The 15,202-nt window shown below is 69.2% G+C and carries 12 protein-coding genes and 1 tRNA gene; 3 read left to right on the top strand and 10 right to left on the bottom strand.

Annotated features, from left to right (window positions below; genetic code table 11):
• Window positions 1–128 precede the first annotated feature (128 nt).
• On the bottom strand, window positions 129–1,934 hold the full coding sequence (locus ACH4ZX_RS30745) for a bifunctional metallophosphatase/5'-nucleotidase (RefSeq protein ID WP_398279818.1): 1,806 nt from the start codon (window positions 1,932–1,934) through the stop codon (window positions 129–131).
• Window positions 1,935–2,085: 151 nt separating this feature from the next.
• Between ACH4ZX_RS30745 and ACH4ZX_RS30740 the strand changes: the two genes are divergently transcribed.
• Window positions 2,086–2,808 carry an SIMPL domain-containing protein gene (locus ACH4ZX_RS30740; protein WP_398279815.1) on the top strand — a complete coding sequence of 241 codons (723 nt, stop codon included), beginning with the start codon at window positions 2,086–2,088 and terminating at the stop codon, window positions 2,806–2,808.
• A gap of 121 nt (window positions 2,809–2,929) precedes the next feature.
• Entirely contained in the window at window positions 2,930–4,366 is a 1,437-nt protein-coding gene (pyk, locus tag ACH4ZX_RS30735) for a pyruvate kinase (protein WP_398279812.1), read from the top strand.
• Between the two features lie 9 nt (window positions 4,367–4,375).
• Here pyk and ACH4ZX_RS30730 read toward each other — a convergent pair whose 3' ends face one another.
• Complete coding sequence (locus ACH4ZX_RS30730) at window positions 4,376–5,134, bottom strand: helix-turn-helix domain-containing protein (RefSeq protein ID WP_398279809.1); 759 nt, start codon at window positions 5,132–5,134, stop codon at window positions 4,376–4,378.
• A 105-nt stretch (window positions 5,135–5,239) separates the two neighbouring features.
• Window positions 5,240–5,312, bottom strand: a tRNA-Leu gene (locus ACH4ZX_RS30725).
• A 101-nt stretch (window positions 5,313–5,413) separates the two neighbouring features.
• On the opposite strand from ACH4ZX_RS30725, the gene ACH4ZX_RS30720 reads away from it, so the two are divergent.
• Window positions 5,414–6,070, top strand: a complete 657-nt coding sequence (locus ACH4ZX_RS30720; protein WP_398279806.1) for an ANTAR domain-containing response regulator — start codon at window positions 5,414–5,416, stop codon at window positions 6,068–6,070.
• 110 nt (window positions 6,071–6,180) lie between these two features.
• Here ACH4ZX_RS30720 and ACH4ZX_RS30715 read toward each other — a convergent pair whose 3' ends face one another.
• From ACH4ZX_RS30715 to ACH4ZX_RS30685, 7 genes are all read right to left on the bottom strand, one after another.
• Complete coding sequence (locus ACH4ZX_RS30715; RefSeq protein WP_398279803.1) at window positions 6,181–6,897, bottom strand: ABC transporter ATP-binding protein; 717 nt, start codon at window positions 6,895–6,897, stop codon at window positions 6,181–6,183.
• Complete coding sequence (locus ACH4ZX_RS30710; protein WP_398279800.1) at window positions 6,894–7,733, bottom strand: ABC transporter ATP-binding protein; 840 nt, start codon at window positions 7,731–7,733, stop codon at window positions 6,894–6,896. The genes ACH4ZX_RS30715 and ACH4ZX_RS30710 overlap by 4 nt, the downstream gene beginning before the upstream one ends.
• A 6-nt stretch (window positions 7,734–7,739) precedes the next feature.
• Window positions 7,740–9,551: a branched-chain amino acid ABC transporter permease gene (locus ACH4ZX_RS30705; protein ID WP_398279797.1), complete on the bottom strand. Its 1,812-nt coding sequence runs from the start codon at window positions 9,549–9,551 to the stop codon at window positions 7,740–7,742.
• 4 nt (window positions 9,552–9,555) lie between these two features.
• The gene (locus ACH4ZX_RS30700; RefSeq protein WP_398279794.1) at window positions 9,556–10,485 is read right to left on the bottom strand and encodes a branched-chain amino acid ABC transporter permease; all 930 of its coding nucleotides are present in this window, start codon (window positions 10,483–10,485) and stop codon (window positions 9,556–9,558) included.
• A 149-nt stretch (window positions 10,486–10,634) separates the two neighbouring features.
• Window positions 10,635–11,861, bottom strand: coding sequence for a branched-chain amino acid ABC transporter substrate-binding protein (locus tag ACH4ZX_RS30695; RefSeq protein WP_398279892.1), 1,227 nt, complete (start codon window positions 11,859–11,861; stop codon window positions 10,635–10,637).
• Between the two features lie 543 nt (window positions 11,862–12,404).
• On the bottom strand, window positions 12,405–12,863 hold the full coding sequence (locus ACH4ZX_RS30690; RefSeq protein WP_398279791.1) for a PaaI family thioesterase: 459 nt from the start codon (window positions 12,861–12,863) through the stop codon (window positions 12,405–12,407).
• Window positions 12,864–12,913: 50 nt separating this feature from the next.
• Entirely contained in the window at window positions 12,914–15,193 is a 2,280-nt protein-coding gene (locus ACH4ZX_RS30685; protein WP_398279788.1) for an FdhF/YdeP family oxidoreductase, read from the bottom strand.
• Window positions 15,194–15,202 lie beyond the last annotated feature (9 nt).

Here is a 15,202-nt window from a genome sequence, read left to right as displayed (position 1 = left end):
TGCTCCACCACTACCCCGACGCCGGCTCGGGGGGGGTGGGGTTCGGGGTGGCGCCCCCCGGGGGGGGGGGGGCCCCGGGGGGGGGGGGGCCCACCACCCCCCCCCCCCCCCCCGCGACAAGCCGGCCCCTAGAACACCGGCGTGCCGTCCCGCGTCAGCTTCCAGTCCACCGACGCGAAGTCCTTCGGGTCCAGCACACCCTTCGCGGTCACCCACTCCGCGATCCGCGTGCGGATCTCCGTCGACTCCGACCACACCTCCTTCGCCGAGGCGACGTACGGGAACGCGCCACCGCCGTTCGCACGGTAGTTGTTCACCGCCAGCACGAACTGCTGCGCGTCGTCCAGCGCCGCACCGTTGTACGACAGGTTCTTGATCCGCGAACCCGCCGCCTGGGCGATGTCGATGTCGTACTGCAGACCCGACACGTAGTCGTAGTTGTAGTCCGGGCGGCCGTTCGCGTTCGTCAGCTTCTCCACGTCCACCGCCGCACCCGCGGCCGTCTGCACGAAGTACTCCGCCGAGTACTCCAGGTACGCCCGGATCTGCGCACCCGTCATCAGCTTCGCCACCAGCGTGTTGTCGTACACGTACAGACCCGACAGGTCCCGGATCGTCACATCGCCCGCCGGGATCTGCGACGTCCGCGAGAACGGCGACGCCTGCGCGATCACCGGCACCGACGCGTACTCGGTCCCCGCCAGCGCCGCCCTGACCACGTCCTCCTGCACCTTGGTGATCAGATCGATGATCGGCGCGTCCTTGTACCGGGCCTCCACCGTCGTCAGCGTCTCGGTCGCCGTGCCGACCACCTGGTTGACGTACGCGACGACCTTCGCGTGCTCGTCCGTCAGCAGCTTGGTGATCTCCGGGTCGTCGGCGACCGTGTTCGAGTTCCGCAGCGAGGCCGCCACCGACTCGACCTCCCACCTGCCCCTGTTGAACACCAGCTCGACATCGAACAGGGTCAGCCGCTCCGCGTAGCACAACGGCTCCGACAGCACGACCGTCCTGCCCGTCTTCTCGTTGACGACCTTCAGCTCCGGGATCTCCACGTGCGCGTGCCCGACCAGGATCGCGTCGATGCCCGGCACCTGCTTCGCCACGTTCGCGGCCGCGTTCTCCACGTACGGCACCTGGTCACCGTACGACGACGTCCCCGACGTGCCCGAGTGCGCCGACACCACCACCACGTCCGCGCCCATCGACCGCAGCTTCGGCACCCACTTCGCGGCCTGCTCCTCCAGACCCTGGAACTCCAGCTTCCCCTGCACATAAGCCTTGTCCCAGATCGCGATGCCCGGGTTCGTCAGCCCCAGCACGGCCACCCGCACCGGCGGCAGACCCGGCACGCGGAACGTCTTCATGAAGTACGGCGGGAACGCCGGCCGCAGCGTCTTGGCGTCCACCGCGTTCGCGCCCAGCAGCGGGAAACGGCACTGCTGCTCGAACTTCCGCAGCGTCTCGATGCCGTAGTTGAACTCGTGGTTGCCCAGCGCCACCGCGTCGTACCCGATGGCGTTCATCGCCTGCGCCATCGGATGCACCGGACCGCCCTCGGCGGTGATCGGGTCGACCTTCGCGTAGTAGTACGTCAGCGGCGTGCCCTGGATCGTGTCGCCCGCGTCCAGCAGCAGCGTGTTGCGACGGCCCTTCTCCTCGCGCACCTGGTTCACCAGGGTCGAGATACGGGCCAGGCCCATCGCGTTGCCCTTGGCGTCCGCGTACTCCGCGTCCTTGAAGTAGTCCCAGTTGAAGATGTGGCCGTGCAGGTCCGTGGTCCCCATGACGGTCAGCGAGTACCGCTTCGCGGGCCTCGGCGCCTTGGCCGCCTCCGCCGCCTGGGCCGCCGGCGCCGCCGCGGTCCCCGCGAGCGCCACCCCCGCCCCGGTCACGGCCGACTTCTTCAGGAACTTCCGACGGTTCAAAGGCATGTCCGGGTCTCCTCGGGGAACGGATCAACAACGCGCGTAGATTCTGACCCGTCCATGACCGACGGCAACAGGGTCCGCAGGTTTCTATCTGGTGACCGAAGATGCGCCAACCACCGCACACAACCGGCCAACACCTGACACAGTGGGGCGTATGACCACCCCCTCCGCCGACCCCGCCGACGGCCCCCGCCCCGCCGTCCCCTACGGCACCCCCGACGCGCCCCGCCTCGCCGTCCGCGGCGACGCCCACCTCGAAGTCGACCCCGAGACCGCCGGCATCACCATCACCGTCGCCTCCCGCGGCAAGGACCGCACCGCCGCCCTCGACGACCTCACCCGCCGCAACACCACCGTCCTCGACCTCCTCAAGAGCTACGGCGACGCCGTCGAACACCTGGAGACCGGCGCCTTCACCATCAGCCCCGAACTCAAGGACAAAGGCCGCGGCGAACGCGTCCACGCCTACCACGGACGCGTCCACATCACCGCCGAACTCACCGACTTCACCGCCCTCGGCGAACTCACCACCCGCCTCGCCGACCTCGACCTCACCCGCGTCGACGGCCCCTGGTGGGCCCTGCGCCCCGACTCACCCGCCCACCGCCGAGCCCGGCAGCAAGCCGTCCACGAAGCGGTCCGACGCGCCCGCGAATACGCCGAAGCACTCGGCACCATCCTCACCGCCCTCGTCGAACTCGCCGACATCGGCGCCGAGAACACCCCGCTCCAGCCCCAGGCACCCGGCCGCATGCGCTCCATGGCCTACGCCGCGGCCGCCGAGGACACCGCCCCCGCACTCGACCTCGAACCCCAGCGGCAACACGTCCACGCCGCCGTCAACGCCCGCTTCACCATGGCGCCGCCCCGCCTCTGAACCGCTCGTCCGAGCACCCCACCGCACACATCAACACCCATCAACAACCCTTCACCCAAAGGTCGTTGGGCCGACACGCCGGGCCGAGCCGCTACCAACCGGTAAGCCCTAGGCTCGAACCATGCGCCGAGCGAAAATCGTCTGCACCCTGGGCCCCGCCACCGACTCGTACGACCGGATCAAGGCACTCGTCGAAGCCGGAATGGACGTCGCCCGCTTCAACCTCAGCCACGGCGACTACGCCGAACACGAGGAGCGCTACCAGCACGTACGCAAGGCCGCCGACGAAACCGGCCGCAGCGTCGGAATCCTCGCCGACCTCCAGGGCCCGAAGATCCGCCTCGGCCGCTTCACCGAAGGCCCCGTCCTCCTCGAGCGCGGCGACACCTTCACCATCACCGTCGAAGAAGGCGCCGAAGGCGACCGCCAGACCTGCGGCACCACCTACACCGGCCTCGCCGCCGACGTCACCCCCGGCGAACGCATCCTCGTCGACGACGGCAAGGTCTGCCTCGAAGTCACCTCCGTCGACGGCCCCCGCGTCCACACCCTCGTCGTCGAAGGAGGCATGGTCTCCGACCACAAGGGCCTCAACCTCCCCGGAGTCGCCGTCTCCGTCCCCGCCCTCTCCGACAAGGACGAAGCAGACCTGCGCTGGGCCCTGCGCACCGGATTCGACATCATCGCCCTCTCCTTCGTCCGCAGCGGCCGCGACATCGAGGACGTGCACCGCATCATGGACGAGGAAGGCCGCCGCCTCCCCGTCATCGCCAAGATCGAGAAACCCCAGGCCGTCGACGCCATCGACGACATCGTCGACGCCTTCGACGGCATCATGGTCGCCCGCGGCGACCTCGGCGTCGAAATGCCCCTCGAACACGTCCCCGTCGTCCAGAAACGCGCCGTCAAAGTCGCCAAGCGGAACGCCAAACCGGTCATCGTCGCCACCCAGATGCTCGACTCGATGATCGACAACTCCCGCCCCACCAGGGCCGAGGCCAGCGACGTCGCCAACGCCGTCATCGACGGAACCGACGCCGTGATGCTCTCCGGCGAGACCAGCGTCGGCAAATACCCGGTCGAGACCGTCCGGACCATGGCGAAGATCGTCGAAGCGGCCGAGGAGGACATCCTCGCCAAGGGCCTGTCGCCGCTGACCGAACACAACAAGCCCCGCACCCAGGGCGGCGCGGTGGCCCGCGCGGCGGCCGAGACCGGCGACTTCCTCGGCGCGAAGTTCCTCGTCGCCTTCACCCAGTCCGGCGACACCGCCCGCCGCCTGTCCCGCTACCGCTCCCCGATCCCCCTCCTCGCCTTCACCCCCGAGCCGGCCACCCGCTCCCAACTCAGCCTCACCTGGGGCGTGGAGACCTTCCTCGGCCCGCACGTCGACTCCACCGACGCGATGGTCGACCAGGTCGACGAGCTCCTCCTGAAGTACGGCCGCTGCGAACCCGGCGATGTCGTCGTCATCACCGCCGGCTCACCCCCCGGCGTCTCCGGCTCCACCAACATGCTCCGCGTCCGCCGCATCGGCGAGGACGACACCGCGGGGTAGCCGGCGGCATCAGTACTTGGGGCCCACGTGCGCGTCCATGAGGGCGACGGAGGCTTTCCGGGCGACGGAGATGTTGAACGGGACGCCGTTGCGGGTGCAGTACGTCCACCCCACGCCGAGTTTGTCGAGGGTGTCGGTACAGAGCCGGCGGATGTCGGCGGAGGCGTTGGTGAAGAAGTACCGCGGGTATTCGTAGCGCTTGCGCTCACCGGCGACCATACGGGTCGTCCAGTTCGTGATCCGGCACCCGTCGGAGTGAATCAGCCCCCGGACGAACTCCCACGGGTGGGCGTCGACGATCGCCTGCTGCCAGGGCTCGAGCACGATCCGCCGCTCGTGCTTCTTGCCGGGGCCGTGCTGCGGGAAGAGGGCGGGCCAGTGCCTGTAGTAGCTGGTCACCGCGGTGCAGCCCTCCCTCTGCAGGAGGTAGACATGGGCGGCGGGCCGCACCCGGAGGATGGCCTCCCGGCACTGTTCGATGAGCCCCGGCCACGCGTCGGCGCACGCGATCCTGAGGTAGTAGCCGGTGCGCAGGTGGGGGCTGATGCAGCCGTCGCCGAGGTAGAGCCCGAGGAGGTAGGCGTAGGCGTGTTCGTCGGCGGGCGGCTCAGGGGCGGCGGTGGCCGTCATGCGGGGCAGGGGTTCCAGGCGGACTCGCCACGACCGGATGGCGGCCCGGGAGATGCCCGTCTCCCGGCTCACGGAGTTGAGGCTGCGGCCCTGCTCGACCAGCGCGAGTGCCCGCTTGCGTGTGCTGACGTCGTACATGTGAGCAGCTTGGGAGGGGGGCCGCGGCGACACGCAGCAAAAAGCGCACGTTCACGAGAACGTGCGCGTCCGCTTCCAGAGGCGACCTTCAAATCGAAGGAAAAGTGCCCCGGGTGGGATTCGAACCCACGCTGTCGGTGGTTTGAGCACCGTGTCTCTCCCGCTGGACTACCGGGGCTTCCTCTAAAACGAAGGTTGACGGTCACCCGCCGTGCCCTACCTTACCGCAGCTAGGTAGGCTCTTGTCAGCAGTACCCCTGCCCTGAACGAGGAGCCCCCGTGACCGCCCCCGAGTCGCCCCAGCCCGTAGACGCGCCCGACGACGACAAGTCGCACGTGCCTCCGCTGACGACCCGTGTCGTCATCGCCGAGGACGAGGCACTGATCCGGCTCGACCTCAAGGAAATGCTGGAGGAGGAGGGCTACAGCGTCGTCGGTGAGGCGGGTGACGGCGAGCAGGCGATCGAGCTCGCCCGCGAGCACCAGCCGGACCTGGTGATCCTCGATGTGAAGATGCCGAAGATGGACGGCATCTCGGCGGCCGAGAAGATCGCCGAGGAGCGCATCGCCCCGGTGCTGATGCTCACCGCCTTCTCGCAGCGCGACCTCGTCGAGCGGGCCCGGGACGCGGGCGCGATGGCGTATCTGGTGAAGCCGTTCAGCAAGAGCGACGTGGTGCCGGCGATCGAGATGGCCGTCTCCCGCTTCACCGAGCTGAAGGAGCTGGAGAAGGAGGTCGCCGACCTCACCCAGCGGCTGGAGACCCGGAAGCTGGTGGACCGGGCGAAGTCGGTCCTGCAGACGGAGTACGGGCTGACGGAGCCGGCCGCGTTCCGGTGGATCCAGAAGACGTCGATGGACCGCCGGATGTCGATGCAGCAGGTGGCCGAGGCGGTCATCCAGGACGCCGAGGAGAAGAAGGCGGCCAAGGGCTGAGCCCGGGCGGGCTGGTCAGCCGGTGAGTCGGTGAGACGACGCGAGGCCCGCGTCCCTGTATGACAGGGGCGCGGGCCTCGTCGTGCGGTGCGGTGCGGCCGTCGGGCGGGTCAGTCCTCGCCGAGGTAGGCCTTGCGGACGGATTCGTCGTGCAGGAGGTCCTGTCCGGTGCCGGACAGGACGATGTTGCCGACCTCCATCACGTGGCCCTGGTCGGCGAGCGACAGGGCGGCCTGGGCGTTCTGCTCGACGAGCAGGATGGTGGTGCCCTGGGACTTCAGTTCGACGATGGTCGACATGATCTTCTGCATCATGATCGGCGAGAGGCCCATGGAGGGTTCGTCGAGCATGAGCAGTTTCGGCTGGGACATCAGGGCCCTGCCCATGGCGAGCATCTGCTGTTCGCCGCCGGAGAGGGTGCCCGCGGCCTGCTTGCGGCGTTCCCCGAGGATGGGGAAGAGGTCGTAGGCGCGCTGTATGTCCTTGTCGATGCCTTCCTTGTCCTTGCGGAGGAAGGCGCCGAGCTGGAGGTTCTCCTCGATGGACAGGCGGGGGAAGATGTGCCGGCCTTCGGGGGAGTGGGCGAGTCCGAGGGCGACGATCTTGTGGGCGGGTACGCCGTTCAGGGGCCGGCCGTCGAAGATGATCTTTCCGGAGCTGGGCTTGAGGAGTCCGGAGAGGGTGCGCAGGGTGGTGGTCTTGCCGGCGCCGTTGGTGCCGATGAGGGTGACCACCTGGCCGGCTTCGACGGTGAAGGAGATGCCCTTGACGGCTTCGATCTTGCCGTAGGCGACCCGGAGGTCCTCGACCTCGAGAAGTGCGGTCACTGGGCTTCTCCCTTGGTGGTGCCGGCGGTGCTGTCCTCTGCCGGCTCGCCCTCGAAGGGTTCGCCGAGGTAGGCGGCGACGACGCGTTCGTCGGCCTGCACGACCTCGGAGGTGCCCTCGACGAGCTTCTCGCCCTGGACGAGGACGGCGACGCGGTCGCAGAGGTTGAAGATGAAGCGCATGTCGTGCTCGATGACGAGGACGGCGATGCCCATGTCGCGGATGGCGAAGACGAGTTCCTCGGTGGCCCGGGTCTCCTGCGGGTTCATGCCGGCCGTCGGCTCGTCCAGGAGCAGCAGTCCGGGTTCGCTCGCCAGGGCTCGTGCGATCTCCAGCTTGCGCTGCTCGCCGTAGGGGAGGTTGCGGGCGAGGTGGTCGCGCTTGTGGGCGAGGCCGATGAACTCCAGGAGTTCCATGGCGCGTTCCTCGCTCGCCTTTTCGGCCTTCTTGAAGCCGGGGCCGCGCAGCAGGGCGGACCAGAGGCCTTCCTTGGTGCGGGTGTGGCGGCCGACGAGGACGTTCTCGAGGACCGTCATGTTGGCGAACAGGCGGATGTTCTGGAAGGTGCGGGCGATGCCGGCCTTGGTCACCAGGTGGGGCTTGGGCGGCAGGACGGTGCCCTTGTAGGAGACGGTGCCCTCGGTGGGGACGTACAGGCCGGTGAGGCAGTTGAAGAACGTTGTCTTTCCGGCGCCGTTGGGGCCGATGAGGCCGACGATCTCGCCGCTGTTGACCGTGAAGTCGACGGAGCGGACGGCGGTGAGGCCGCCGAAGCGCATGGTGACGTCGCGGGCTTCGAGTACCACGTCGCGGGCTTCGAGTACGGGTGTCGTCATGGTTCTTTACGCCCCTGCCTTGGTGACGGCCGGTTCGTCGGTCAGCGTCTCGGTCTCTGGTACGTCGAGTTGGCCGGTCTCGTGGAATTCGAGCTGGCGGCGTCGGTTGGCGATGATGCCTTCGGGGCGGAAGCGCATCAGGAGGATGAGCGCGATGCCGAAGGCGAGAAGCGACTTGTCCTGGAGGAAGTCGAGCTTCTCGGGGAGCAGGTAGAGCAGGGCGGCGCCGAGCAGCGGGCCGGCGACGGTGCCCATGCCGCCGAGGACGACGGCGGCGAGGAGGAACGCCGAGTTGGGCGGGGTGGAGCCGGCGAACTGGTAGGGGTTGGGGACCACGCTGTAGGTGACGTGGGCGCTGACGGTGCCGGCGAGGCCGGCGAGGGAGGCGCCGAGGGCGAAGGCGATGAGTTTGACGCGGAAGCCGTTGATGCCCATGGCGGTGGCGGCGGTCTCGTCCTCGCGGATGGCGATCCAGGAGCGGCCGATGCGGGAGTCGGCGGCGCGGGTGTAGACCAGGACCACGATGGCCATGATCAGGACCATGAGGAGGTAGTAGTTGGCGAAGCGGCCGAGGGTGATCCCGCCGATGTCGTGGGCCTCTCCGAACTTGAAGCCGAAGAGGTCCAGGTCGGGGATGGCGGGGATGCCGTTGGGGCCGTTGGTGAGGTCGGGTCCGGAGTCGCCGTCCATGTTGTTGACGGCGATGCGGAAGATCTCTCCGAAGCCGAGGGTGACGATGGCGAGGTAGTCGCCGCGCAGTCGCAGGGTGGGGGCGCCGATGAGGACGCCGAAGACCAGGGATGCGGCGGCGCCGGTGAGAGCGGCGGCCCAGAAGGGGAACTGGACGCCGGAGAACTTGGAGAACTCGGAGCCGGAGACGAGGGCGGCGGTGTAGGCGCCGACGCCGAGGAAGGCGACGTATCCGAGGTCGAGGAGGCCGGCGAGGCCGACGACGATGTTCAGGCCGAGGGCGACGGTGCCGAAGATGAGGATGTTGACGCCGATGTTGGCGTAGTGGTCGTCGCTCTGGGTGAAGGGGAAGGCGATGGCCGCGAGGAAGCCCATGGCGAGGGTGAAGCTGCGGTTGGCGGCGACCATGTGGGAGAACCGGTCGAGGAGGCCGGCGGTGTGCAGGGCCCAGACGGTGAAGACGACGACGATGAGGTAGCCGATGAACAGCTCGCCGTATTCGGTGTCGATGCCGTAGGTGAAGACGCCGAGGCCGATGGCGGTGATGGCGGTGATGACGGCGCGCTGTATCCAGCCGCTGACGGGCTGGGGGGCGTGGATCCTGTCGGGTTTGGCGGTGTAGGCCTTGAAGGTCTCCTTGCCGCTGTCGTGCTTGTGCTCGGGCAGAGCGAGGGCGCCGAGGAGCGGCAGCAGGGAGGCCGCGGCGGCGACCCAGCCGCCGGGTTCGAGGTTGGCGAGGCCGCCGAGTTCGGCGCTGATGGAGATGATCGTGTACCAGGTGACGCCGAAGGCGCCGACGGCGAGGAGCACGAGCGGGGCGTTGTTGCGGGCGGGGACGAGCCAGCGCAGTCCGCGGACGCCGTAGACGGCGAGGGAGAAGAGGGCGACGAGGACGCCGGCGGTGAAGGTCAGCCACTGCAGGCCGCCGGGGTAGCCGGTGACGGTGAGGTCGCCGGGGAAGTCGGAGGTCCAGGTCCAGGCCAGGAAGGTGGACGCGGCGGTGGCGATGCCGCCGGCGAGCAGCAGCGCGCGGGCTGCCGCGAGGGGCAGCGGGAGGAGTCCGCGGGGTTCGGGTGCGGGTACCGCGTCCGCGGGCGGGGTGGCGGGGGTCTTGGTCGTCTCGGTCATGTGATCACGCCCTGTCCGCGACGCGCTCGCCGAGCAGGCCCTGTGGCCTGAAGAGGAGCACGAGGATGAGGAGAACGAAGGCCCAGACGTTGGCCCAGCTCTGGCCGCCGAGCTGCTGCATGCCGGGGATGTCGTTGATGTAGGCGGAGGCGAGGGTTTCGGCGATGCCGAGGACGACGCCGCCGAGCATGGCGCCGTAGATGTTGCCGATGCCGCCGAGGACGGCGGCGGTGAAGGCCTTCAGGCCCATCAGGAAGCCCATGCGGTAGTCGATGCTGCCGTACTTGAGGCCGAAGGAGAGGGCGGCGACGGCGGCGAAGAATCCGCCGATCGCGAAGGCGATCACGATGATGCGGTTGGTGTCGATGCCCATGAGCTGTGCGGTGTCGGGGTCCTGGGCGGTGGCCTGCATGGCGCGGCCGGTGCGGCTCTTGCGGACGAACCAGGCGAGGGCGGACATGCAGATGACGGCGGCCACGATGAGGAAGATGTCGGCGTCCTTGACGGTGACGGAGCCGATGTCGTGGGTGGCGTCGAGGCCGGGGAAGGAGCGGGCCTTGTCGGCGTCGGGGTAGAAGTTGCGGACGACCTCCTGCAGCGCGAGGGAGAGGCCGATGGCGGTGATGAGGGGTGCCAGGCGTGGTGCTCCGCGCAGTGGCCGGTAGGCGAACCGTTCCGCTCCGACCGCGATGAGGACGGCGACGATGGCGCCGCCGATCAGCATCAGGGGGATGGCGGCGGCCATGGGGGTGCCGTCGGGCAGGATGTAGAGGTAGACCGTGAGGGCGCCGAAGGCCCCGGTCATGAAGATCTCGCCGTGCGCGAAGTTGATGAGCTGGACGATGCCGTACACCATCGTGTAGCCGATGGCGATCAGCCCGTACATCGAGCCGAGGAGCAGCCCGTTGGCCAGCTGCTGCGGCAGGGTGTTCACCGCGTGGCCTCCATGTCGCTGGTGGTCTTGGTGCACAGATTCAGTTGCTGTGTGCACTGGTCGTGTGCCGGGTGGGGGTGTGGAAACGGGCCGCGCGGTCGGGGTCCTCCTTCCGCGCGGCCCGTGGTGCGGTCTTGCCGGGAGTGGGGTCAGCCGAGGTTCGCGGTGCCCGAGTGCACTGCCTTCCACTCGCCGTTCTCGACCTGGTAGACCGTGAGCTGCTTGTTGCCGGTGTCGCCGTACTCGTCGAAGGAGACCTTGCCGGTGATGCCCTGGAAGTCCGACTTCTGGACCTCCTCGACGACCTTGGAGCGCAGGTCGTTGATGTCGCTGGGCAGCTTGCCGCCGTTGGCGTCCTTGACGGCCTTCACGGCCTTGATGATGGCGGTGGCGGCGTCGTAGGAGTAGCCGCCGTAGGCGCCGTAGTCGCCCTTGTAGCCCTTGGCCTTGTAGGTCTCGACGAACTGCTTGGCGGCGGGCAGGGTGTCGACGGGGACACCGACGGAGGTGACGAGGTCGCCCGCGGCGGCCTTGCCGGCGACGTCGATGTAGGTGGTGGCGAACATGCCGTCGCCGCCGAACAGCGGGATCTTGACGCCGGCGTCCTTGAGCTGCTTGGTGATCAGCGCGGACTCGTCGTACTGGCCGCCGTAGTAGAGCAGGTCGGCGCCGGAGTTCTTGATCTTGGTGACGAGGGAGCCGAAGTCCTTGTCGCCGGTGTTGACGTGGTCGGTCTGGACGACCTTGCCGCCGAGCTTCTTGAACTGCTCGCCGAAGATCTTGGCCAGGCCGGCGCCGTAGGTCTGCTTGTCGTCGACGACGAACGCCTTCTTCTTCTTGAGGTTGTTGGCGGCGTAGTCGGCGGCGAAGCTGCCCTGCAGCTCGTCGGTGGTGGCGGTGCGGAAGTACGTCTTGTACGGCCGCTTCTTGTCCGTCTGCCAGTTCTTGCCCTGGGTCAGCTCGGGGTTGGTGTTCGAGGGGGAGATCTCGACCATGTCGGCGGAGGCGAACACCTGCTGCATCGACTGGGCGACGCCGGAGTTCAGGGGGCCGACGGCGCCGACGACGGTCTTGTCGCCGACGAGCTTGGTGGCGTTCTGCTGGCCGTTGGCGGGCTGGGCCTTGTCGTCCAGCGCCTCGACCTTGAACTTCACGCCGGGGACCCAGTTGTTCTTGTTGGCGTCGTCGACGGCGACCTGGACGCCGTACTGGATGCCCAGACCGGTGGTGGAGTTCTCGCCGGAGAGGGGGGCGTCGACGCCGATCGTGAAGGTGGTGGAGGACCCGCTGTCGTTCTTGTCACCGCTGTCGTCTCGGGAGCCGCAGGCGGTGAGTGTCAGAGCTCCGGTCGCAAGAACGGAGGTAAGTATCACCAAGGAACGCTGTCGCACAATCAGTCCTTTCCGCAGGCGGGCCCGCCCCGGTGGGGGCGGTGGTGCCGCGCTGGTACCGAACTCCCGATGGAGCGGTGACTGGCCGTGACTCTAAGCCCGGTCTGTGGGCAGGGGCATCGCCGTGCGCTGGCTTGTGACTTTCTTGTTATGCCGGGGTGCGGGGCGGGCCGGGGGGAAATGCCGTCTCGGCCGTTTTGGCGGATTTTCCCTTCAGTCCGCATTGTGAGAACCCGCACTTCCGGTTGGCCGTGGGCGGGGTCGGTCGGTTGTCGCGTCCCGGATGGCCGGAAGGAGCTCGGAAAGGTCGCGGGAGTATGCGCCGCCGAAGATGAAAGCGTGCTCTTGTATTGCGCGTGTGTTACGCAGCGTTACGTCGAGAAAGGGAGGGTCCGCATTCCGGCGCGGGGTCTCGGTTCCACCAGGGGTGCGTGCGGCGGTGAACGCGGCGTCGCGGACGGCGCTTGTGCGGGTTCGGGGGCGTGGCGCCCACGGCGGGGGAGGGTTCCGCCGTGGGCGGGTGCGGGCTCAGCCTTCCGTGCTGCGCAGCATGCAGGTCAGGCGGGCGGTGCACACGCGGCGGTCCTCCTCGTCGCTGATGACGATCTCGTACGTCGCCGTCGAGCGGCCCCGGTGCACGGGGGTGGCGACGCCGGTGACCAGGCCGGAGCGGACTCCCCGGTGGTGCGTGCAGTTGAGGTCGACGCCCACGGCGATCTTGGAGCTGCCTCCGTGGAGCATCGATCCGACGGAGCCCAGGGTCTCGGCCAGGACCGCGGACGCGCCGCCGTGCAGCAGGCCGTAGGGCTGGGTGTTGCCCTCCACCGGCATGGTGCCGACGACGCGGTCCGCGGAGGCCTCCAGGATCTGGACGCCCATCCGGTTGCCGAGGTGGCCCGCGGAGAACAGAGCCTGCAGGTCGACGCCCAGGGCGGCGTACTCGTCGACGACCTCTTGCGGGAATTTCACGTGCTGCTGCTCGCCCATGGCGCCGGGCTCCGTTCGTCTTGATCGGCTGTCTGCGGCTGAGCAAACGCTCAGTCGGTCGCCGATTGTTCCAGACGCACTACGACGGACTTGCTGGCCGGGGTGTTGCTGACGTCGGCGGTGGCGTCGAGGGGGACCAGGACGTTGGTCTCCGGGTAGTAGGCGGCGGCGCAGCCGCGGGCGGTGGGGTAGTGCACGACCCGGAAGCCGGGGGCCCGCCGCTCGACGCCGTCCTGCCATTCGCCGACCAGGTCGACGTGGTCACCGTCGGCGAGGGACAGGCGGCGGGCGTCGTCGGGGTTGACGAGGACGACGCGGCGGCCGTTCCGGATGCCGCGGTAGCGGTCGTCGAGGCCGTAGATCGTGGTGTTGTACTGGTCGTGCGAGCGGAGGGTCTGCAACAGCAGGCGGCCCTCGGGGAGGCGGGGGTACTCGACGGGGGCCGCGGTGAAGTTGGCCTTGCCGGTGGCCGTGGGGAAGCGGCGTTCGTCGCGCGGGGCGTGCGGGAGCGCGAAGCCGCCGGGGCGGGCCACGCGCGCGTTGAAGTCCTCGAAGCCGGGGATCACGCGCGCGATGCGGTCGCGGACGGTGGCGTAGTCCTGCTCGAAGTCTTCCCAGGGGACGACGGTTCGGTCGCCGAGCACGCGGCGGGCCAGGCGGCAGACGATGGCGGGCTCCGACAGCAGGTGCCCGCTCGCCGGCTCCAGGCGGCCGCGGGAGGCGTGCACCATGCCCATGGAGTCCTCGACGGTGACGAACTGCTCGCCGCCGGCCTGCACGTCGCGCTCGGTGCGGCCGAGGGTGGGCAGGATGAGGGCGCGGGCGCCGGTGACGGCGTGGGAGCGGTTGAGCTTGGTGGAGACGTGCACGGTGAGGCGGGCGCGGCGCATCGCCGCCTCGGTGACCTCGGTGTCGGGGGAGGCGGCCACGAAGTTGCCGCCCATGGCGAAGAACACCTTCGCCTCGCCGTCGCGCAGGGCGCGGATGGCGCGGACCACGTCGTAGCCGTGCTCGCGCGGGGGCGTGAAGCCGAACTCGCGTTCCAGGGCGTCCAGGAAGGCGGGGGCGGGGCGTTCGAAGATGCCCATGGTGCGGTCGCCCTGCACGTTGGAGTGGCCGCGGACCGGGCACACGCCCGCGCCGGGGCGGCCGATGTTGCCGCGCAGGAGGAGGAAGTTGACGATCTCGCGGATGGTCGGCACGGAGTGCTTGTGCTGGGTGAGGCCCATGGCCCAGCAGACGATCGTGCGCCGGGAGGCAAGGACCATGCCGAGGGCCTGGTCGATCTCCTCGCGGGTCAGGCCGGTGGCGGTGAGCGTCTCGTCCCAGTCGGCGGCGCGGGCCGCCTCGGCGAACTCCTCGTAGCCGTGGGTGTGTTCGCGGACGAAGTCCTCGTCGACGGCGCCGTCGGCGTCGAGGATCAGCTTGTTCAGGAGGCGGAAGAGGGCCTGGTCGCCGCCGATGCGGATCTGCAGGAACAGGTCGGTGAGGGCGGTGCCCTTGAGGATGCCCTGCGGGGTCTGCGGGTTCTTGAAGCGCTCCAGGCCGGCCTCGGGCAGCGGATTGACGCTGATGATCTTCGCGCCGCCCGCCTTGGCCTTCTCCAGCGCGGCGAGCATGCGGGGGTGGTTGGTGCCCGGGTTCTGGCCGGCGACGATGATCAGGTCGGCCTTGTGGAGGTCCTCCAGCAGGACGCTGCCCTTGCCGACGCCGATGGTCTCCGACAGTGCCGAGCCGGAGGACTCGTGGCACATGTTGGAGCAGTCGGGCAGGTTGTTGGTGCCCAGTTCGCGGGCGAACAGCTGGTAGAGGAAGGCCGCCTCGTTGCTGGTGCGGCCGGAGGTGTAGAAGACGGCCTCGTCGGGGGAGGAGAGGGCGGCGATCTCCTCGGCGACGATGCCGAAGGCGCGCTCCCAGGTGACCGGCTCGTAGTGGTCGCCGCCCTCGGGCAGGTACATGGGGTGGGTCAGGCGTCCCTGCTGGCCCAGCCAGTAGCCGCTGCGGCCGGCGAGGTCGGCGACGGAGTGCGCGGCGAAGAACTCGGGGGTGACGCGGCGCAGGGTGGCCTCCTCGGCCACCGCCTTGGCGCCGTTCTCGCAGAACTCCGCCGTGTGCCGGTGGTCCCCCTCGGGCCAGGCGCAGCCCGGGCAGTCGAAGCCGTCCTTCTGGTTGACGCGCAGCAGCGTCAGCGCGGTCCTTCGCACGCCCATCTGCCGCTGGGCGACGCGCAGGGTGTGGCCGACGGCCGCGAGTCCCGCCGCCGCGTGCTGCGGTTCGGCGACCTGCGGCGCGTCCTGAACCGGATCGCCCTTGGGCGGCTTGGTGGCCATCGCACGCTC

Source organism: Streptomyces sp. NPDC020490, assembly GCF_044335305.1.
In the GTDB taxonomy this organism is placed as follows: Bacteria; Actinomycetota; Actinomycetes; order Streptomycetales; family Streptomycetaceae; genus Streptomyces.
The sequence above is the reverse complement of the archived record's forward strand: the minus strand, read 5'-3'. Positions and strand labels throughout refer to the sequence as shown.